Consider the following 18,782-nt stretch of genomic DNA (forward strand, 5'->3'; position numbering starts at 1 on the left):
CTGGAAGGCGCCACCTGATGACTGTCCGGCTCAGCCTGTACCAGAAAGCCGAGCAAGAGCTCTACAAGCTCGACCGCTCGGTGAAGGCCAAGTTCTACGATTTCTCCCATCGCTTCCGGGAGAACCCGCACAGCAACGGCCTGCAGCTGAAGGCGCTCAAGGGCGACTCGCAAATCTTCTCCGCTCGGATCGACGACTCCTACCGCGCCTTGCTCACCCGCACCGGGACGGACGAGACGGGGGATGAGAGTTGGCTGGTCATCGCGGTTCGACACCGTCGAGACGTCTACGAGCAACTATCCGTCGCCATCAACCGCGTCTCCGGAGAGATCGAGTTCGTCGACCTCTCCGTCGTCGGCGAAGGCGCCCTGCGCCGCGCCGGCATCCAGCTCATCCCGGCCGAACCTGACGCGACCACCACCGCAGAGACCGAGGACGCCCCCACCTCCGGACCGGATGCACAGCCCGACGCCGAGCCGGCTGCCCCGGCATCTCCGCTGCTTGCCGGGCACTCCCGGCAGCTGCTCCGCGAACTTGGCGTCGCTGAACCGCTCATCGACCTCGCGCTCACCCTCACCGACACCGCCGACCTCGACCGCCTGGTAGCGGGAGCACCGCTGCTGTCCCAGGACGTCCTGTACGGTCTGGCCGCTGGAATGAGCCCGGACGAAGTACGTGCCGAGATCACCGCTGCGGTTGCCTCAACCGACCAGATCGACCTCGGAGACTTCGGCGCCGCCCTCGCCCGCACCGCCGTCACCACCATCGATGACGCCCTGCAGAAAGTCCTGGAAGACGGCGATTTCCAGGCATGGAAGGTGTTCCTCCACCCCACCCAGGCTCGACTGGTCGATCGTGACTACAACGGCCCCGCCCGCGTCTCCGGCGGCCCTGGCACCGGCAAGACCATCGTCGCCCTGCATCGGATCCACCACCTCGTACGGCAGCTGAAGCCGGGCCGGGACAAGCCCATTCTGCTGACAACCTTCACCAAGAACCTCACGGCTGACCTGCGCGCTCGCCTCACCGACCTCATCGGCGACCCTGATCTCCTCGCCCGCGTGGAGATCGCCCACATCGACGAACTCGCCTACAAGGTCGTCAGCGAGAACGCGCTATCGGGCAGCGTCAAACGCCGCGTCGATGACCGCACGGCTCTCACCGAGCTGCGCACTGTTCTCGCTGAGGTCGGCCAGCAAGGGTCCTGGGAAACCGAGTTCCTCATTGAGGAGTGGGAACAGGTCATCCTCGGCCAGGCCGTGGGGACGCGCACGGCCTATTTCCAGACGCGCCGAGCTGGCCGTGGACGCCCGCTCACTCGCCCCGAACGAGCCGCCGTGTGGAAAATCCTCGACCAGTTCACCGCCCGCCTCGACAAGAAGGACATCGAGACCTGGGGCCAAGCCGCCGAACGCGCCGCCCGCTACGAGATGGAGCGCGCCGGCCGCATCCAGTCCCGTCAGGCGTACAAGGATCAGGTCGGCGGTCGCGACCTGATCCACCGCGACGCCGAGGCATCAATGAGCGACCTGAAACACCGCTATAAGCACATCGTCGTCGACGAGGCGCAGGACCTGCGCGCGGCACACTGGAAGATGCTGCGAGCCATGGTCGCCCCCGGCGACAACGACATGTTCATCGCCGGTGACACGCACCAACGGGTCTACGACAACCATGTCTCCCTCGGTTCTCTCGGAATCAACGTCCGAGGACGCTCCGCCCGCCTGTCCCTGAGCTACCGCACCACGAAGGAGATCCTCGCCCGCGCCCTGACGGTGATGTCCGGCGAGACATATGACGACCTCGACGACGGGACCGACACCCTGTCGGGCTACCGTTCCGTTCTGCACGGACCTGTACCCGAACTGCGCGGCTACGCCACTTGGGAGGAGGAACTCGACGGCCTTGCCGCCACCTTGCGTGAATGGCGCGACGGACTTGCCCACGAAAACAGTGCAGCAGGCGACGTCCGCGGTCTGATCGCCGTCGCAGTCCCTGACCGAGACAAAGTGAGCCAGGTGATCTACCACCTCGCCACAAAGGCAGGTCTCGGCTACGCCCAACTGACCTCGGACGGCCCTCGCGGCGACGGCGAGATTCATGTGGGCACCATGCCCCGCTTCAAGGGTCTCGAGTACCAGCGCCTCGTCATCGTAGGTGCAAGCAACAAGCTTGTCCCACGCACGGATTCGATCGACCGATACCGTGCTGATGATCCGGCACGCTACCGCCGGGAGTTGCGTAAGGCCCGCTCGATGCTGTTTGTCGCTGCCACACGTGCCCGTGACGCCCTCACCATCACCTGGCACGGCAATCCCAGCCCGTTTCTGACCGAGCCAGTGACCAAACGGAACTGAACGACAGCCGAGTACGGTGGTTCGGCGAGTCACCAAGAACGGCAGTCACCCGGCCTCGTGAGAGATCACCTCAAGACGCCAGATGTCGCAGCCGACCGGCGGCTTCGTCGAGAACGTCGTCCCTCTTGCAGAAGGTGAAGCGCACCTGGCTGCGGCCGGCGTCGGGGTCGTCGTAGAAGACGGAGTTGGGGATGGCGACGACGCCGCAGCGTTCGGGGAGAGCGCGGCAGAAGGCGTAGGCGTCCTTCTCACCGAAGGGCGTGATGTCGGTGGTGATGAAGTACGTGCCCTGGGGCTGGTAGACCTCGAACCCGGCCGCGCGCAGGCCGTCGCCGAGCAGGTCGCGCTTGCGGCGGAGGTCGGCGCGGAAGCTGTCGAAGTACGCGTCCGGCAGGCGCAGTGCTTCGGCGATCGCGTACTGGAAGGGGCCCGCGCTGACGTAGGTCAGGTACTGCTTGGCCGTCCGGACAGCGGAGACGAGCGGGCTGTCAGCCATGACCCAGCCAACCTTCCAACCGGTGAAGGAGAAGGTCTTGCCGGCGGAGGAGATGGAGACGGTGCGCTCACGCATGCCCGGCAGGGCCGCGATGGGGCGGTGCGTGCCTTCGTAGACCAGGTGCTCGTACACCTCGTCGGTGACCACGAGCAGGTCGTGTTCGACGGCGAGTGCGGCGATGGCGCTCTGCTCTTCGGCGGTGAGGACCATTCCGGTCGGGTTGTGGGGGGTGTTGAGGAGAAGGAGGCGGGTCCGCGGGGTGATCTTGGCCCGCAGTTCGTCCAGGTCCGGGCGGAAGGACGGGGCGCGCAGGGTGAGCGGTACGCGCTTCGCGCCGGCCATGGCGATGCAGGCCGCGTAGGAGTCGTAGAAGGGCTCGAAGGCGATCACCTCGTCTCCCGGTTCGAGGAGGGCGAGCATGGCTGCGGCGATTGCCTCGGTTGCCCCCGCGGTGACCAGGACTTCCGTATCGGGGTCGAGGCTCAGGTCGTAGAAGCGGCGCTGGTGGTCGGCGATCGCCTGGCGCAGCTCCGGGATGCCCGGTCCCGGCGGGTACTGGTTGCCGCGCCCGTCCCGTAGCGCCCGTACGGCCGCTTCCCGTACTGACTCCGGCCCGTCAGTGTCCGGGAAGCCCTGCCCCAGGTTGATCGCGCCCGTCGCGGTCGCCAGTGCCGACATCTCCGCGAAGATCGTCGTCCCGAGCCCGTCCAGCCTGCGGTTCAGCAGCGGCCTGCCGCTCATCTCTCCACCATCCTCACCCGGGTATCCGTCGATCCTTCGCGGCCATCCTCGCCGATGCCCGACCGGGCGTTCACGCGGCCCGGGTCCAATAGGTAGGCGAAAAAGCCTTGACCCAGCCGACCTTCCAGCCGGTGAAGGAGAACGTCTTGCCGGCCGAGCTGATGGTGACCGTGCGCTCGCGCATCCCGGGCAGGGCCGCGATGGGGCGGTGCGTGCCCTCGAAGACAAGGTGCTCGTAGACCTCGTCGGTGACGACGAGGAGGTCGTGCTCGACGGCGAGTGCGGCGATGGCGCTCTGCTCTTCGGCGGTGAGGACCGTTCCGGTGGGGTTGTGCGGGGTGTTGAGGAGAAGGAGGCGGGTCCGCGGGGTGATCTTGGCGCGCAGCTCGTCCAGGTCCGGGCGGAAGGACGGCGCGCGCAGGGTGAGCGGCACGCGCTTCGCGCCGGCCATCGCGATGCAGGCGGCGTAGGAGTCGTAGAAGGGCTCGAAGGCGATGACCTCGTCGTCCGGCTCCAGCAGCGCCAGCAGGGTGGCGGCGATGGCCTCGGTGGCGCCGGCGGTTACCAGGACCTCGGTGTCAGGGTCGAAGGAGAGGCCGTAGAAGCGCTGTTGGTGGTCGGAGATCGCGGCGCGCAGTTCGGGGACGCCCGGGCCGGGCGGGTACTGGTTGCCCTTCCCCTCCCGCAGGGCCCGGACGGCGGCCTCGCGGATCTCCTCGGGTCCGTCGGTGTCGGGGAAGCCCTGGCCCAGGTTGATCGCACCCGTCGCGGTCGCCAGCGCCGACATCTCCGCGAAGATCGTCGTCCCGAGTCCGTCCAGCCTTCGGTTCAGCAGCGGCCTGGCGTTCATGTATCCACCGTTCTCACTCGAGTGCTCGCCGGTTCTCCGGGACCATCCTGACTCATGGCCGGTCGCGGCCTCGCGCGGTGCAGGGACCGTCGAGGGCCGGGGAACGTTTACGTGCTCTTCGTCGGGCTCCGCCTCCTGCTCCACGAGAACGCCGGCCTTCGGCCGAGCAGCTTCGGCACGTCGAGGAACATGGCATCTCCGCGGCGGTCGACGGAGCCCCGGCCGGGTCGCGTTCTCCACTCACGGGAGCGCCGCGGGACGCCGGCGCAGCCGGGGCCCGTCCGGCGCAGCCGGGGCCCGTCCGGCGCGATCGGCCGGACAGGCCCCGGCGTCCAGGCAGGGCTCAGCGCCTGTGGGAACGGCTCAGCACCCGCCGGAACGGCTCAGCACCCGCCGGAACGGCTCAGCACCCGCCGGAACGGCTCAGCGCTTGAGCGTGAAGGTGAAGTCCCCGGACAGCTTGCCGCTCAACCGGACCGCCGAGACGAGACGGCCCTCCGCGACCAGCCGCTCGACCTCGGCCCGCGACAGAGCGAAGCCCTCGGCGATCAGCCGCACCGGACGGACCGGGATCGGCGCCGCGAAGCGGACCGAGACGTCGATCGCCTCACGGTCGGGACGACCCGCTCCGCCGGTGTCGAGGCGCCAGGCGCCGTCCCAGTCGAGGGCGACGCGGTTACGGCGCCGCAGGACCGGATCCTGGAGCAACTCGGCCGCCAGGCCGCGGTCGTTGCCGTGCAGCCGGTCCAGCAACTCGGGCCGTACGGAGCGCACGTTCGCCCGCTCCAGGACCGTGAGCTTCGCGGTGTCCCCGCACCCCGTGCAGAGCACGAGGAGCCAGGCGTCGATGAGCTTGTGGTGGGCGTTGACACGGAACTTGCCGTTCGCCCGGAAGCGCTCGGACGCGCAGGCGGGGCAACGGCGGAGGACGAGAGGCAGGCAGGTGGGCATGACCACCCAGTTTTCGAACACAGAAGTACACCGGTTCCAGTGAGAAGTCCGCAGCAAAAAGCAGCGCGGCGCACAGGTGCGACGCGCGACGAATCAGCGCTCGGGAGGTCTCACACGGTGTACAACGGCACGTCCTTGCCCAGACGACTTCTACGGGCAGCACGGTAGTGGCGGCCGGGGGCGGCGCTCCACTGGATTTCGAGCCGGTGACATGGCCCCTGACCTGCTCTTCTGCCCAGGTCAGGGACTTTTCCCGCGGGAGAACCCTCTGAAGTTCCTCAACTCGGCTTTGGCCGGTGAGGCGGACGGGCATCCCCCGTTCACGTGGCGCTCAGGCACCGCGCGAGGCGCCCACGGGGGGTTGCTTCGGGGGACTCGGAAGGAGGGTGACGCCATGGTCTTCGGCATCATCCTGGCGGTGATCGCGATCGTGTTCGTGGCGGCCATGCTCGCCAACGCCCGTAAGGGCGGGGCCGCGAAGCCGCGCCGTGGCGGCCGCTCGCGCGGCACGTCCGGAGGCGGGGCCGCCGCCGGCAGCTGGTGGGCCGGCGGGGCGGACGGCGGCTCCGGCGGGGGCCACCACGGGGGGCACGGGGGCCACCACGGAGGCCACTCCTGCGGCGGCGGTTCGTCCTGCGGCGGCGGGTCCTCCTGCGGGGGCGGCTCCTCCTGTGGGGGAGGCGGCGGATGCGGCGGAGGCAGCTGACACGGGGCAGCTGAGCTCCCCGCGGGGGGAGCCGCATCCGGACCGCGGGGCCCGCCGCCGACCACCGGGCGGCCCCGCGGTCGCACCGCGCCCAGGACGGCCGGTGCGTGTACCCGCTTCCCGGGCTTTCATGTGGGGCGTGCGGGCGCACGGAACGCCGCCCGGCGCACGCCATAGTTGAACAATTGAGCTGTGTAGCCCCCTGAGGGATGGAAACCCCACGAAGTTGGGTAAAAACGCTGTGGCGGCTCCGCAGTTCATGATTCCCTCTAAACCACCGACGCAGCCCCTCGGACCCTCTTCGGACGCCCCGAGCAAACGACATTCCCAGACCGGGCAGACCGGGGCCGTCTCCCGGTGTCGTCCTGGGCGCGCCGGATCCACTCCTCATCTTCTGCTTCTCCGCGGAGCCGACCCATGCTCACGACCCTCAGCACCTCCTACACCGACACGCGCGCGGCCGATCTCGCCTGGGCCCTGGGGCGCGAGCCGCTGCCCGCCCTCGCCACCCTCGACCTCGAACTGTCCGCTGCCAAGTTGCAGTTGAGACTCCTCGGCGCCTCGCACCAGGTGCTGCTGGAGGAGGAGCAGGGCTGTTGTTCGGAGACGGTGGCCTGCATCCCCGGCAGCAGCACCCCCCTCCCGCTGGGCGTCGCCAAGCGGGTGGGCGACTGGGAGTACGAGTTCGCGGCGCGCGTCGAGGTGCTCTCGCCGGGCCAGTTCGCGGGCCGTGCCCAGGAACTCCTGGCCCTCGTCTCCGAGCACCCGCACGGCCTGGCCGGCGTCTTCCCGGGCAGTCCGCACGCCTTCACCGCACTGCTCGCCCAACGGCAGGAGGGCCAGGTGCACTGGCGCACCTGGCACGCCTACCCGCAGGACGGCCAGTTGGTGGCGACCCGCACCAGAGTGGGCATCCGGGCACGCTCGGGTGACCCCGTCCCGTTGGCGGCGACCTAAACGCACCGGCCCGCACAGCGCCCCGAGTTCCACACGTGTGGGTGACGAAGGGTGCCCGCACCGTGACGTAACGTCGCAGTCGTGATCGAAGCGCAGGCACCAGCTCCGCCCGGCGCCCCGCCGTCCTGGCGGGGTCCCGCGCGGCTCCCCGTCCGGCCGGGCACCGGGCGGTTCCTGGTCCTCGCGTGCGTCTTCGTCTGCGCCGCCTGTGGTCTCGTCTACGAACTCGAACTCGTCGCGCTCGCCTCCTACTTGATCGGCGACTCCGTCACCCAGGCGTCCGTCGTGCTGTCCGTCATGGTCTTCGCGATGGGCATCGGCTCCCTGGCCGCCAAACGGCTGCGCCGGTTCGCCGCGGCCGGCTTCGGCGCGCTGGAGGCGGCCCTCGCGCTGGTCGGCGGCTGCAGCGCCATGGCCCTGTACGCGGTGTTCGCCTGGACGGGCGCCTGGGGCGGCCTGTGGGCCGGCGGCCCCCGTGTGCTGCTGGTCGCGTTCTCCCTCGCCATCGGCCTGCTCATCGGCGCCGAGGTGCCCCTTCTCATGGAGCTCATCCAGCGCGTCCGCCACCAGGACGCGGGCGGCGCGGTGGCGGACCTGTTCGCCGCGGACTACGTGGGCGCGCTGGTGGGCGGCCTCGCCTTTCCGTTCCTGCTGCTGCCGTTCCTGGGCCAGTTGACGAGCTCGCTGCTGACCGGCGCGGTCAACGTCGTGGCGGGGGCCGCCCTGGTGCTGGGCCTGTTCCGCCGCGACCTCACCTGCCGGGCCCGCTGCCTCCTGCTCGTCGCCAACGTCATCGTCCTCGGCGTCCTCGCCTCCGCCGCCGTCCTCGTCGACGACTTCGAACGGGCGTCACGGCAGGCGGTCTACGGCGACGACGTCCGGGTGGCGGTGCAGACGGGCGTCCAGGAGATCGTCCTCACCGGGGGCGCCGACGGCCGTCCCCCCGACCTCTACCTCGACGGCCGGCTGCGGTTCGGCGGCCGCGAGGAGCGGCGCTACCACGAGGCGCTGGTCCACCCCGCGATGAACGGCCCCCACGCGCGCGTGCTGATCCTCGGCGGCGGCGACGGCCTGGCGGCCCGTGAGGCCCTCGCCCATCCCGGCGTCCGCCGCGTCGACGTCGTCGACCCCGACCCCGGCCTGGTCCGGCTGGCCCGCACCGACCCGGCGCTGTCCCGCCTCAACGGCGGCGTCTACCGCGACCCGCGCGTCCATGTCAGCGCCGCGGACGCCTTCCAGTGGCTGCGCGAGGCGTCCGCGGCGACGTACGACGTGGTCGTCGCCGACCTGCCCGACCCGGGCATCACGGCCAGCACCAAGCTGTACTCCCAGGAGTTCTACGGCCTCGCCCGGCGGGCCCTGGCCCCCGGCGGCCGCCTCGTGGTGCACGCGGGCCCGGTCGCGAGCCGGGCGCGTGTGTTCTGGACGGTGGAGGCGACGCTGCGCGCGGCCGGCCTGCGCACGGCCCCCTACCGGGTGGACGGCCGCGCCACCGGCTTCACCGCGGGTCCTGACCGCACCACCGACGTCGCCCGCGCGCCTCGCGACTGGGGCTTCGTCCTGGCCGCCGCCGAGGCCCGCCCGCCGCTGCGCCTCGACCCGCACGCGCGCCCCCTGCACACCCTGACCCAGGCCGCTCTGACGGCGGACGCGCGAGCGGCCGAAGGCACGCGGGTGACGGGAGCACGGGCGTCCACATTGGTGCATCCGCGCTACTGACCTGCCGAGGTCCTGCGTCCACCCCCGTACGGCCCGACGGCGGCGTGACCCCGGCGGGCGCGCGTACCACCGGTCTGAGCGCTGCGCGGCGGAATCCTGGTTTCACCGGGTGGTTTCCCCTGCGGGCTGGGTAGGCTCCGCACTCATGGAGCATGAGGTGTTCGTTCCGGTTCCGGCCGAGCGGCTGACGGCGGCCCTCGCCGATCCCGCGCAGGTGGCCCGGGCGGTTCCCGGGCTCCAGCAGGACGCCGGCACCGAGCCCGTGGCGGGGCGGCTGAAGGTGCGGATCGGCGGCCACACCATCACCTATCGGGGCGCCGTCCGCGTCTCGCCGCGCGAGGACGGCGGATACGCCGTGGAAGGCGACGCGACCGAGGCCCGGGGCAACGGATCCGTGAAACTCGCCCTCATGCTGCGGCTGCGCGACGCCGAGGGTGGCACGACGCTCCGCTTCGAGGGGACGGCCTCGGCGGACGGCCGGGTCACGGAGCTGCCGCCGGAGGCGGTCGACTCGGCGGTCGCCCGCCTGCTGAACCGCTTCGCGGGCAATCTGGGCGCCGGGACCGCGTGGACGGCCGAGGACGCGTCGGCTGCCGGAACGCCGCGGACTCCGGGTCGAGCCGCTCCCCGCAACGATGCCCCCGGGCAGCCCACCGGCGCCGACGCGGCCGACGAGACGCCCGCCCACGGCGCGGCAGAGGCTGAAGGCGAGGGCGAGGGCGAGGGCGAGGGCGAGGGCGAGGCGACCGGCCGCGGCGAGGCGGACGGCGCGGTCGTCGACGCCGAAGACCTGGAGGCTCCGGAGAGCCCCGACGACCTGGGCGACGCCGGTGAGACGGACGACGTCGAGGAACCCGCCGCCCATGAGGGCGCCTTCGAGGCGCAGCCGTCCTCGTCGGAGCCGGACGATCTCGCCGGCCCCGGAGAGCCGCCCGCCGAGGCCGCGCACGCGCGCCGCACGATGATCGGCCGCAGCGCGGAGGAGGTGGACCATGCTCCGCCGCGCGGGCGCTACGCGCCGGTCCCGGCCCCGCAGACCGTCGCGCCGAACAGCACGCTGCGCTGGGCCGCGCCGGCAGCCGCGCTGGTGGTCGCGTCGGCGATCGTGGTCGGCAGGGCGCTGCGCCGACGAGGCTGACGGCCGCCGACGGCCGGACGGGACGTCCCCCCGGCCCCTCCCGCCGCTCCTCGGCCCCCTGCTCCGCGGACCCTTCGTCCTGTCCCAGTAGGGTCGTCCCGTGAGTGACGAAGACATCACGCTGACCGCGGGTGACGCGGAGGTGACCGTGCAGCCGGGCAACGGCGGCCGGGTCGGTGGGCTGCGGGTCGGCGGGCTCGAACTGCTGCGCCAGGGTGAGCGGTTCGGCTGTTTCCCGATGGTCCCGTGGTGCGGCCGGATCCGCGACGGCCGCTTCCGGGACGGCGCGACCGTACGCCAGATGCCGCTCAACGCCGGCCCGAACGCCATCCACGGCACCGCCCGCGACGGCGCCTGGAAGGTGGCGCGGCGCAAGGCCGACGAGGTGGTGCTGACATACGCGCTGGTGGAGCCCTGGCCCTACCCGGGACTGGTCACCCAGGTGATCACGCTGGCCGGGGCCGAGCTGCGGATCGCGATGTCCGTCGAGGCCCTCGACTCGTCGTTCCCGGCGCAGATCGGCTGGCACCCCTGGTTCAACCGGAACCTCGGCGGCCGTGACGGGCGGGAAGGACAGGACGTCCAGGTCTCCTTCGACCCGGCCTGGCAGGAGGAGCGCGGCGACGACCATCTGCCGACCGGCAACCGCGTCGCCCCTAAGCCCGGCCCCTGGGACGACTGCTTCGGCATGCCCGGCGGCGTCGACGTCACGCTGACCTGGCCCGGACAGCTGGAGCTGAAGGTGACCAGCCGCGAGGAGTGGGTGGTCGTCTACGACGAGCAGGAAGCGGCCGTGTGCGTGGAGCCGCAGACCGGGCCGCCGGACGGGCTGAACACGCTTCCGCGCCTGGTCACCCCGTTGGAGCCGCTGGAGGCGGCGACCACCTGGTCCTGGACCCGCCTCTGAGCGCCGCCTCTAAGCTGAGGGCATGACGGACACTCGCGGCGCGCTGCTGCAGCAGATCAAGGACAAGGCCGTGGTGCACGGCAAGGTGACCCTGTCGTCGGGTCTGGAGGCGGACTACTACATCGACCTCCGCCGCGTCACCCTCGACGGGGAGGCCGCCCCGCTGGTCGGCCAGGTGCTGCTCGACCTGACCGCCGAGCTGGAGTTCGACGCCGTCGGCGGGCTCACGATGGGCGCCGACCCCGTCGCCGGCGCCATGCTGCACGCGGCCGCCGCGCGCGGGCGCAGGCTGGACGCGTTCGTCGTGCGCAAGACGGCGAAGGCGCACGGGATGCAGCGGCGGGTGGAGGGCCCGGACATCAGGGGCCGCCGGGTCCTCGTCGTGGAGGACACCTCGACCACCGGCGGCTCGCCGCTCGCCGCCGTGGAGGCGGTGCGCGAGGCGGGCGCCGAGGTGGTGGCCGTGGCGACCATCGTGGACCGGGCCACCGGCGCCGACCAGAAGATCCGCGAGGGTGCGGGGGTGCCCTACCTGTTCGCCTACTCGAAGGACGAGCTGGGCCTGGACTGAGCCGGACCGCCTGGACCGCGCCGGATCTGGATCGGGCCCCGGTCCAGGCGGGTCCGGTCCGGTCCGGTCTGGACCGGGCCGGGTCCGGACGGGCAGGCACTGTCCCGCCTCGTCGACCCGGCGCCGCCCGGCACGCCGACCAGTACGCGGACCAGGCATGGACCATTCGCGCATCTCTGGAAAGATGGGCACGACGACGACGTCAACCCAAGGTCTAGGTCAGGGCCGCAGCACGCATATCGTCAACCCGCACAATCAAGGAGCGGACAGATGCCCATCGCAACCCCCGAGGTCTACAACGAGATGCTCGACCGGGCGAAGGCAGGCAAGTTCGCCTACCCGGCCATCAACGTCACCTCGACGCAGACCCTGCACGCGGCGCTGCGCGGCTTCGCCGAGGCGGAGAGCGACGGCATCATCCAGATCTCCACGGGTGGCGCCGAGTTCCTGGGCGGCCAGTACAGCAAGGACATGGTGACGGGCTCGGTCGCCCTCGCCGAGTTCGCGCACATCGTCGCCGAGAAGTACCCGGTCACCGTCGCCCTGCACACGGACCACTGCCCCAAGGACAAGCTGGACGGCTACGTGCGTCCGCTCCTCGCGGTCTCCGAGGAGCGCGTGAAGGCGGGCCGCAACCCGCTGTTCCAGTCGCACATGTGGGACGGCTCCGCCGAGACCCTCGCCGACAACCTCGCCATCGCGCAGGAGCTGCTCGCCCGCGCCGCCGCCGCGAAGATCATCCTCGAGGTGGAGATCACCCCGACCGGCGGCGAGGAGGACGGCGTCTCGCACGAGATCAACGACTCCCTGTACACGACGGTGGACGACGCGGTGCGCACCGTCGAGGCGCTCGGGCTCGGCGAGAAGGGCCGCTACCTGCTGGCCGCGTCCTTCGGCAACGTCCACGGCGTGTACAAGCCGGGCAACGTCGTGCTCCGTCCCGACCTGCTCAAGGAGCTGAACGAGGGCGTCGCCGCGAAGTACGGCAAGCCGGCCGGCGCGCAGCCGTTCGACTTCGTCTTCCACGGCGGCTCCGGCTCCACCGCGGAGGAGATCGCGACCGCGCTGGACAACGGCGTCGTCAAGATGAACCTCGACACGGACACGCAGTACGCCTTCACGCGTCCCGTCGCCGACCACATGTTCAAGAACTACGACGGCGTCCTGAAGGTCGACGGCGAGGTCGGCTCCAAGAAGACCTACGACCCGCGGACCTGGGGCAAGCTGGCCGAGGCGGGCATGGCGGCCCGCGTCGTCGAGGCCACGCAGCACCTGCGTTCGGCGGGCCAGAAGATCAAGTAGGTCTCGCGGAGGGCCGACCCGGCCCCGGAGGCATCACGAGTGAACGAGTCCGGCGCCTGTCTACGGCGCCGGGCTCGCTGTATACCTGGGGCATGCCCGACGTCCGGCTCGCCTCGTCCCAGGGCAGGTGGGTCCTGTTCACCACCGTGCTCGGCTCCAGCATGGCCCTGCTCGACTCGACCGTCGTCAATGTGGCGCTCCCGCGCATCGGCCGCGACCTGGACGCCGACCTCGCCGTCCTGCAGTGGACGGTCAACGCGTACCTGCTGACGCTGGCCGGGCTGATCCTGCTCGGCGGCTCCCTGGGGGACCGCTACGGACGGCGGAAGGTGTTCGTCGTCGGGGTGGTGTGGTTCGCCGCCGCCTCGCTGCTGTGCGGGCTCGCCCCGAACGCCGCCGTGCTGGTCGCCGCCCGCGCCCTGCAGGGAGTCGGCGGCGCGCTCCTCACGCCGGGCTCGCTGGCGCTCATCCAGGCCTCCTTCCACTCCGAGGACCGGGGGCGCGCGGTGGGGCTGTGGTCCGGGTTCGGCGGCATCGGGGCGGCCGTGGGGCCGTTCCTGGGCGGCTGGCTGGTGGACGGTCCGGGCTGGCGCTGGGTGTTCTGGCTGAACGTTCCGCTGGCGCTGGTGTGCGTGCCGGTGGCGCTGCGGCACGTCCCCGAGTCGTCCCGGGCCGGGACCGCGGCCGGTGGAGACGCGACCGGGAAGAGCCGCGCGGGCGGCGGCTTCGACGCGCTGGGCGCCCTCCTGGGCGCGTCGGCGCTCGCCCTCGTCACGTACGCCCTGATCGAGGCCGGAAGCGGCTCCCCGGGGGTGGTGGCGGGGGCGGCGGTCCTGGGCGTGGCGGCCGGGGCGGCCTTCGTGGCGGTGGAGCGTCGCAGCCCGGATCCGATGCTCCCGCTCGGCATCTTCGCGTCCCGCCAGTTCACGGCCGTCAACCTGGTCACCCTGTGCGTGTACGCGGCCTTCGGCGGCTTCTTCTTCCTGTGCGTGGTCCAGCTCCAGGTCGTGGTCGGCTGGTCCGCTCTCGGCGCGGGCACCGCGCTGCTGCCGACGACCGTGCTGATGCTGTTGCTGTCGGCCCGCTCGGGCGAACTGGCCACGCGGATCGGCCCGCGGATCCCGCTCACCGTCGGCCCGCTGCTGTGCGCCGCCGGGATGCTGCTGATGCGGCGGGTGGGGCCGGACGCGTCCTACGCCGGCGACGTCCTGCCCGGCGTCCTGGTGCTGGGCGTCGGCATGGTCGCGCTGGTCGCCCCGCTCACCGCGACCGTCCTGGCCTCGGTGGACGTGAGCCGGGCGGGCATCGCCAGCGGCGTCAACAACGCGGCGGCGCGGGCGGCCGGTCTGGTCGCGGTGGCCGCGCTGCCGCTGCTCACCGGCATGGGCCCGGAGGCGTACCGCTCGGCCCCGGCCTTCGACGAGGCGTTCCGCAAGGCGATGGCGTTGTGCGCAGGGGTGCTGGTGCTGGGGGCGGTGATCGCCTTCACGACGGTGCGCAGGCTGCCCCCGGACTGCCGCAGGCCCGAGTGCAGAACCCACGGCAGCGTCCTGGCGCCGCCCCTGGAGGGCGAACGGCCGAACAAGCGCCTGACGTAGGCGCCCGGCGGGCCGCACCTCCACAGCCGCCCGGACGACGCCCCGGCGGGCGGCCGGGAGGCGGGCCGGCGGTCGGGGGTCGGGGGGTCTGTGGGCCGTCTGAGGGCGCGGGGCGGGGTGGCCGGGAGGGCGGGCCGGGGGCCGGTGGGCCGTCTGAGTGTGCCGGGCGGGGTGGCCGGGAGGTGGGAGGGCGCGGGTTTCGTGGGTGGGCGGCGACGGTGGGCGGGGGATGGCGCAGACTGAACGCATGTCCCTTCACGAAAACCTCCTCGGGGGTCCGCCCCCGACCCACCTCCCCGACGACCCCGAGCCGCGCGAGCTCCTCGCGAGCGGCGCCGCGCCCGCGGACGTCGCCGCGAAGTACCCGACGTCCTCGCTGGCCTGGGCCCGGCTCGCCGACGACGCGTTCGAGCGGGGCAGCGTGGTGGAGTCGTACGCGTACGCCCGTACGGGATACCACCGCGGCCTGGACAGTCTGCGCCGAAGCGGCTGGAAGGGGCACGGCCCGGTGCCCTGGGAGCATGATCCCAACCGCGGCTTCCTGCGCGCCCTGCACGCCCTCGCCCGCGCCGCGCAGGCCATCGGCGAGCAGGAGGAGTACGAGCGCTGCTCGCAGTTCCTGAAGGACTCCTCCCCGACGGCGGCCCAGACCCTGGGCTGACCCGCAGGGGGCGCTTTTCGGCCCGTCCGGTCGTCGTGCCCGTGGCCCGTCCGGTCGTCGCGTGTGGTCCGTCCGGGACTGGTGTGACCGGACGGGCCTTGCGTTTTCGGGCCGGTATTGCGCAGGATGCGGGTGGGGACCGGGGCGTCCTGTCGAAAACGGCAGGGGCGGACCGCTACCCGGAGCAACAACAGGAGACAGCGATGTCCCAGCAGGCTCAGCCCGACGAGGCTTCGGAGCCCGAGACCCCGCATCTCGACTTCGCCGGCACCACGCCGTACGAGGACTACGTCAAGGCGGACGTGCTCACCCACCTCCAGCACACCCTCTCCGACGACCCCGGAGAGATGGTCTTCCTGGTCACGACCCAGGTGATGGAGTTGTGGTTCACGGTCATCGTGCACGAGTGGGAGACGGCCGCGCGTGCGCTGCGCGAGGACCGGGTGCCGGTGGCGATCGACGCGCTCAAGCGTTCCGTCCGCGAGCTGGACGCGCTGAACGCGTCCTGGAAGCCGCTCGGCCAGCTCACCCCGGCCCAGTTCAACTCCTATCGTTCCGCGCTCGGCGAGGGCTCGGGCTTCCAGTCGGCGATGTACCGGCGCATGGAGTTCCTGCTCGGCGACAAGTCGGCGTCGATGCTGGTCCCGCACCGCGGCGCGCCCCGCGTGTACGCCGAGCTGGAGAAGGCGCTGCACCAGCCGAGCCTGTACGACGAGGTGCTGCGGCTGCTGGCCCGGCGCGGCCATGCGATCCCCTCCGCCGTCCTGGAGCGGGACCTCTCACGGCGCTACGAGCCCTCGGCGGACGTCGAGGCGGTGTGGACGGCCGTGTACGCGGGCGACGAGTCCGACGAGGTGGCCCGACTCGGCGAGGCGCTGACGGACGTCGCCGAGCTGGTGTGGCGCTGGCGCAACGACCACCTGGTCGCCACCCGCCGCGCGATGGGCGCGAAGGCGGGCACGGGCGGCTCGGCCGGGGTGGCCTGGCTGGAGAAGCGCGCGCAGAAGAACGTCTTCCCGGAGCTGTGGACGGCGAGGTCCCATGTCTGACCTCGCCCGCACCGCGCGGCAGCGGGACGCCGACGACCCGCTCGCCTCCCGCCGCGCCCTGTTCGTCCTCGACGACGGTGTCTACCTCGACGGCAACTCGCTCGGTGCGCTGCCGCGTTCCGTCCCCGGCCGCGTCGAGGACGTCGTGCGCCGCCAGTGGGGCGCGCTGAGGATACGTTCCTGGGACGAGAGCGGCTGGTGGACGGCGCCCGAGCGGATCGGCGACCGCATCGCCCCGCTGGTCGGCGCGGCGGCCGGCCAGATCGTGGTCGGCGACTCGACGAGCGTCAACGTCCTCAAGGCGCTCGTCGGCGCGGTGCGCATGGCCGACGACGCCCGCGACGAGATCGTCGTCGATGCGACGACGTTCCCCACGGACGGGTACATAGCCGAGTCCGCGGCCCGTCTGACCGGCCGCACGCTGCGCCCGGTGCGGCCGGACGAGGTGCCGGCGGCGCTGTCCGGGCGCACGGCGGCCGTGCTGCTCAACCACGTCGACTACCGGTCCGGCCGGCTGCACGACCTGCCGTCGCTCACCGCCGCCGTGCACGCGGCCGGCGCGATCGCCGTCTGGGACCTGTGCCACAGCGCGGGCGCGCTGCCGGTCGGCCTCGACGAGCACGGTGTGGACCTGGCGGTCGGCTGCACCTACAAGTACCTGAACGGCGGCCCGGGTTCACCGGCGTACCTGTATGTGCGCAGCGGGCTGCAGGACCGTTTCGACTCGCCGCTGCCCGGCTGGAACTCGCACGCCGAGCCCTTCGGCATGCGGGAGGCCTACGAGCCGGCGGCGGGCGCGCTGCGCGGGCGCGTCGGCACCCCGGACATCCTGTCGATGCTCGCCCTGGAGGCGGCGCTCGAGGTCTGGGACGGGGTGTCGATCGACGCGGTGCGGGCGAAGTCGCTGGCCCTGACGGACTTCTTCCTGGAGTGCGTGCGGGCGTACGTGCCCGAGGGGCGCGTCGAGTCGCTGACTCCGGTGCGTCACGAGGAGCGGGGCAGCCAGGTGGCGCTGCGCTGCGCGCCCGACGCCGGCGACGTCATGAAGCGGCTGATCGGGCGCGGGATCGTCGGTGACTTCCGCCGCCCGGACGTCCTCCGGTTCGGCTTCACCCCGCTGTACGTCGGGTTCGCGGACGTGGAGCGGGCGGCGCGGGTGCTGGCGGAGGAACTGCGCTGATCCGGAAGGCGGTTGATCCCGTCGACGGGTTGATCCGGCCCCCGGGTTGACCGATCCGGTCGACGGGTTGATCGGGTTGACCGGGTTGACCGGACGGCCCGGTCGGCAAGGCGCGCGGCCAACGGGTGCATCCGGTCGCGGGGCCGGCCCGGTCAACAGGTTGATCTGGCCCGTGGGTTGATGCGGCCCATGGGTTGACCGATCCGGACGGCAGGTTGATCCGGCCGACGGGTTGATTGAGACGACCCGCTCTCCTGGGCGTACTTGGGGGTATGTCCAGGAGAGCGCGGTCCCTTGGCGGGCAGTCCGACGGGGGACGCGACGGCAGAAACGTCCACCTCTCACCGTGCGTGACATCCCCTTGTCCGCGCACGTCACGGTCCTGATACCGTCCCGGCCAACGGCCGTGTCACTCCTGGTCCGCCAAATCCTCCCCCAGTGCCCGAAAGCCTGGGAGGCACCCCCATCACCGCTGAGAGGTTGGAGCATGCCGGACGACGTTGTCGCAGCCCGGGCCGTCGCCGAGGAGGAGTCGGCGTTCGCGCATCCGCCCGTCGAGCCCGACGTCACCACGGAGTACGGCGATCACCCCGACCAGGTGATCGACTTCTACCGCCCGCGAGTGCAGGCCGGTCCGGGCGGCTCCGTCCCGCTCGTCGTGGTGCTGCACGGCGGGGCCTGGCGGGCGCCGTACGACCGGCGGCACATCACGCCGTTCGCGGACTTCCTGGCCCAGCGCGGATTCGCGGTGGCCAACGTGGAGTACCGGCGGGGCGCCGAGGGCCCGGTCCCGGAGGGGACGTCCCCGGTCGCGGGGCGCTGGCCGGACACCTTCGACGACGTCGCCGCGGCCCTCGACGCACTCCCCGCCCTCGTCCGGGAGGCCGTGCCGCAGGCCGACGCGCGCCGCACGGTGCTGACCGGCCACTCGGCAGGCGGCCACCTCGCCCTGTGGGCGGCGTCCCGGCATGTCCTGCCCGCCGACGCGCCTTGGCGCACCGGTGGTTCGGCCTCGCTCCGGGGCGTGGTCGCCCTGGCCCCGATCGCCGACTTCGCGGTCGCCGGGAAGCTGGACGTGTGCGGCGGCGCGGCCCGGCAGCTCCTCGGCACGGAAGAGCAGTTCGCGGAGCGCCGGCCGTACGCGGACCCGGCCCTGCTGTTGCCGACCGGTGTCGCGACGACCCTGGTCCAGGGCCGTGACGACCTCGTCGTCCCGCAGCCGGTCGCCGAGGCGTACGCGGACGCGGCGGCGAAGGCGGGCGAGGTGGTGGGCCTCACTCTCCTGGAGGACGTGGGCCACTTCCCGCTGATCGACCCGGCGGCGGACGCGTGCGCGGTGGTGGCGGAGGAGATCGCCCAACTGGCGTGGTAGCCGTGGCTCCGGACCATCCGGTGGTCGCGACGCGGAGCGTCGCCATGTCGTTGCGGCGGAGCTGGACTGTGCCGCGAGAACGGTGACGGATCGTACGAACGTTCCCCATGACGGTGCGTGTGCGACATGTCTAGTGTGATCGTCATGCAGCTCCGGTACGCCTTCAGGGTGCGACACGAGGTCGCACCGCTCAAGCGGATAAATCGGGTCCAACCGGGTTGTCCCAG

Annotated in this window: 15 protein-coding genes and 1 pseudogene; 13 read left to right on the forward strand and 3 right to left on the reverse strand. The window is 72.0% G+C overall.

Going from position 1 to position 18,782, the window contains the following annotated elements; translation table 11 throughout:
• Positions 1 to 17 precede the first annotated feature (17 nt).
• Complete coding sequence (locus IE239_RS31005; protein ID WP_190152742.1) at positions 18 to 2,357, forward strand: UvrD-helicase domain-containing protein; 2,340 nt, start codon at positions 18 to 20, stop codon at positions 2,355 to 2,357.
• A 70-nt stretch (positions 2,358 to 2,427) separates the two neighbouring features.
• Here IE239_RS31005 and IE239_RS31010 read toward each other — a convergent pair whose 3' ends face one another.
• The 3 genes and pseudogenes from IE239_RS31010 to IE239_RS31020 all read right to left on the reverse strand — a co-directional run bounded on the left by IE239_RS31010 (position 2,428) and on the right by IE239_RS31020 (position 5,416).
• On the reverse strand, positions 2,428 to 3,594 hold the full coding sequence (locus IE239_RS31010; protein WP_190152743.1) for a pyridoxal phosphate-dependent aminotransferase: 1,167 nt from the start codon (positions 3,592 to 3,594) through the stop codon (positions 2,428 to 2,430).
• 94 nt (positions 3,595 to 3,688) lie between these two features.
• A pseudogene (locus IE239_RS31015) lies at positions 3,689 to 4,444 on the reverse strand (aminotransferase class I/II-fold pyridoxal phosphate-dependent enzyme); the annotation flags it as partial.
• Between the two features lie 423 nt (positions 4,445 to 4,867).
• The gene (locus IE239_RS31020) at positions 4,868 to 5,416 is read right to left on the reverse strand and encodes a DUF1062 domain-containing protein (protein WP_190152744.1); all 549 of its coding nucleotides are present in this window, start codon (positions 5,414 to 5,416) and stop codon (positions 4,868 to 4,870) included.
• Between the two features lie 373 nt (positions 5,417 to 5,789).
• Between IE239_RS31020 and IE239_RS31025 the strand changes: the two genes are divergently transcribed.
• From IE239_RS31025 to IE239_RS31080, 12 genes are all read left to right on the forward strand, one after another.
• Complete coding sequence (locus IE239_RS31025) at positions 5,790 to 6,101, forward strand: hypothetical protein (protein ID WP_190152745.1); 312 nt, start codon at positions 5,790 to 5,792, stop codon at positions 6,099 to 6,101.
• Positions 6,102 to 6,518: 417 nt separating this feature from the next.
• Positions 6,519 to 7,058 (forward strand): DUF2617 family protein, encoded by a 540-nt coding sequence (locus tag IE239_RS31030; protein WP_190152746.1) that lies wholly within the window; start codon positions 6,519 to 6,521, stop codon positions 7,056 to 7,058.
• A gap of 81 nt (positions 7,059 to 7,139) precedes the next feature.
• Positions 7,140 to 8,777, forward strand: a complete 1,638-nt coding sequence (locus IE239_RS31035; RefSeq protein WP_190152747.1) for a polyamine aminopropyltransferase — start codon at positions 7,140 to 7,142, stop codon at positions 8,775 to 8,777.
• A 145-nt stretch (positions 8,778 to 8,922) separates the two neighbouring features.
• Positions 8,923 to 9,915 carry an SRPBCC domain-containing protein gene (locus IE239_RS31040; protein WP_190152748.1) on the forward strand — a complete coding sequence of 331 codons (993 nt, stop codon included), beginning with the start codon at positions 8,923 to 8,925 and terminating at the stop codon, positions 9,913 to 9,915.
• Positions 9,916 to 10,015: 100 nt separating this feature from the next.
• Entirely contained in the window at positions 10,016 to 10,822 is an 807-nt protein-coding gene (locus IE239_RS31045; protein ID WP_190152749.1) for an aldose epimerase family protein, read from the forward strand.
• A gap of 22 nt (positions 10,823 to 10,844) precedes the next feature.
• Complete coding sequence (pyrE, locus tag IE239_RS31050; RefSeq protein ID WP_190152750.1) at positions 10,845 to 11,393, forward strand: orotate phosphoribosyltransferase; 549 nt, start codon at positions 10,845 to 10,847, stop codon at positions 11,391 to 11,393.
• Positions 11,394 to 11,663: 270 nt separating this feature from the next.
• Positions 11,664 to 12,695 (forward strand): class II fructose-bisphosphate aldolase, encoded by a 1,032-nt coding sequence (fbaA, locus tag IE239_RS31055; protein WP_190152751.1) that lies wholly within the window; start codon positions 11,664 to 11,666, stop codon positions 12,693 to 12,695.
• A gap of 92 nt (positions 12,696 to 12,787) precedes the next feature.
• Positions 12,788 to 14,293 (forward strand): MFS transporter, encoded by a 1,506-nt coding sequence (locus IE239_RS31060; protein WP_190152752.1) that lies wholly within the window; start codon positions 12,788 to 12,790, stop codon positions 14,291 to 14,293.
• A gap of 247 nt (positions 14,294 to 14,540) precedes the next feature.
• Positions 14,541 to 14,954, forward strand: a complete 414-nt coding sequence (locus tag IE239_RS31065) for a DUF3151 domain-containing protein (protein ID WP_190152753.1) — start codon at positions 14,541 to 14,543, stop codon at positions 14,952 to 14,954.
• A 203-nt stretch (positions 14,955 to 15,157) separates the two neighbouring features.
• A complete protein-coding gene (locus IE239_RS31070) occupies positions 15,158 to 16,003 on the forward strand; it encodes a tryptophan 2,3-dioxygenase family protein (RefSeq protein WP_190152754.1) in 846 nt (281 codons plus the stop codon).
• A complete protein-coding gene (gene kynU, locus IE239_RS31075) occupies positions 15,996 to 17,183 on the forward strand; it encodes a kynureninase (protein ID WP_190152755.1) in 1,188 nt (395 codons plus the stop codon). The genes IE239_RS31070 and kynU overlap by 8 nt, the downstream gene beginning before the upstream one ends.
• Before the next feature lie 487 nt (positions 17,184 to 17,670).
• Positions 17,671 to 18,555, forward strand: coding sequence for an alpha/beta hydrolase (locus IE239_RS31080; protein ID WP_190152756.1), 885 nt, complete (start codon positions 17,671 to 17,673; stop codon positions 18,553 to 18,555).
• Positions 18,556 to 18,782 lie beyond the last annotated feature (227 nt).

It is taken from the genome of Streptomyces humidus, assembly GCF_014649655.1.
Lineage (GTDB): Bacteria > Actinomycetota > Actinomycetes > Streptomycetales > Streptomycetaceae > Streptomyces > Streptomyces humidus.

What these genes read in the sequence shown, in the direction of transcription:
- IE239_RS31005 (WP_190152742.1), top strand. Translation starts at nt 18, where the DNA reads ATGACTGTCCGGCTCAGCCTGTACCAGAAAGCCGAGCAAGAGCTCTAC.
- IE239_RS31010 (WP_190152743.1), bottom strand. Translation starts at nt 3,594, where the DNA reads ATGAGCGGCAGGCCGCTGCTGAACCGCAGGCTGGACGGGCTCGGGACG.
- IE239_RS31025 (WP_190152745.1), top strand. Translation starts at nt 5,790, where the DNA reads ATGGTCTTCGGCATCATCCTGGCGGTGATCGCGATCGTGTTCGTGGCG.
- IE239_RS31030 (WP_190152746.1), top strand. Translation starts at nt 6,519, where the DNA reads ATGCTCACGACCCTCAGCACCTCCTACACCGACACGCGCGCGGCCGAT.
- IE239_RS31040 (WP_190152748.1), top strand. Translation starts at nt 8,923, where the DNA reads ATGGAGCATGAGGTGTTCGTTCCGGTTCCGGCCGAGCGGCTGACGGCG.
- pyrE (WP_190152750.1), top strand. Translation starts at nt 10,845, where the DNA reads ATGACGGACACTCGCGGCGCGCTGCTGCAGCAGATCAAGGACAAGGCC.
- fbaA (WP_190152751.1), top strand. Translation starts at nt 11,664, where the DNA reads ATGCCCATCGCAACCCCCGAGGTCTACAACGAGATGCTCGACCGGGCG.
- IE239_RS31060 (WP_190152752.1), top strand. Translation starts at nt 12,788, where the DNA reads ATGCCCGACGTCCGGCTCGCCTCGTCCCAGGGCAGGTGGGTCCTGTTC.
- IE239_RS31065 (WP_190152753.1), top strand. Translation starts at nt 14,541, where the DNA reads ATGTCCCTTCACGAAAACCTCCTCGGGGGTCCGCCCCCGACCCACCTC.
- IE239_RS31070 (WP_190152754.1), top strand. Translation starts at nt 15,158, where the DNA reads ATGTCCCAGCAGGCTCAGCCCGACGAGGCTTCGGAGCCCGAGACCCCG.
- kynU (WP_190152755.1), top strand. Translation starts at nt 15,996, where the DNA reads ATGTCTGACCTCGCCCGCACCGCGCGGCAGCGGGACGCCGACGACCCG.
- IE239_RS31080 (WP_190152756.1), top strand. Translation starts at nt 17,671, where the DNA reads ATGCCGGACGACGTTGTCGCAGCCCGGGCCGTCGCCGAGGAGGAGTCG.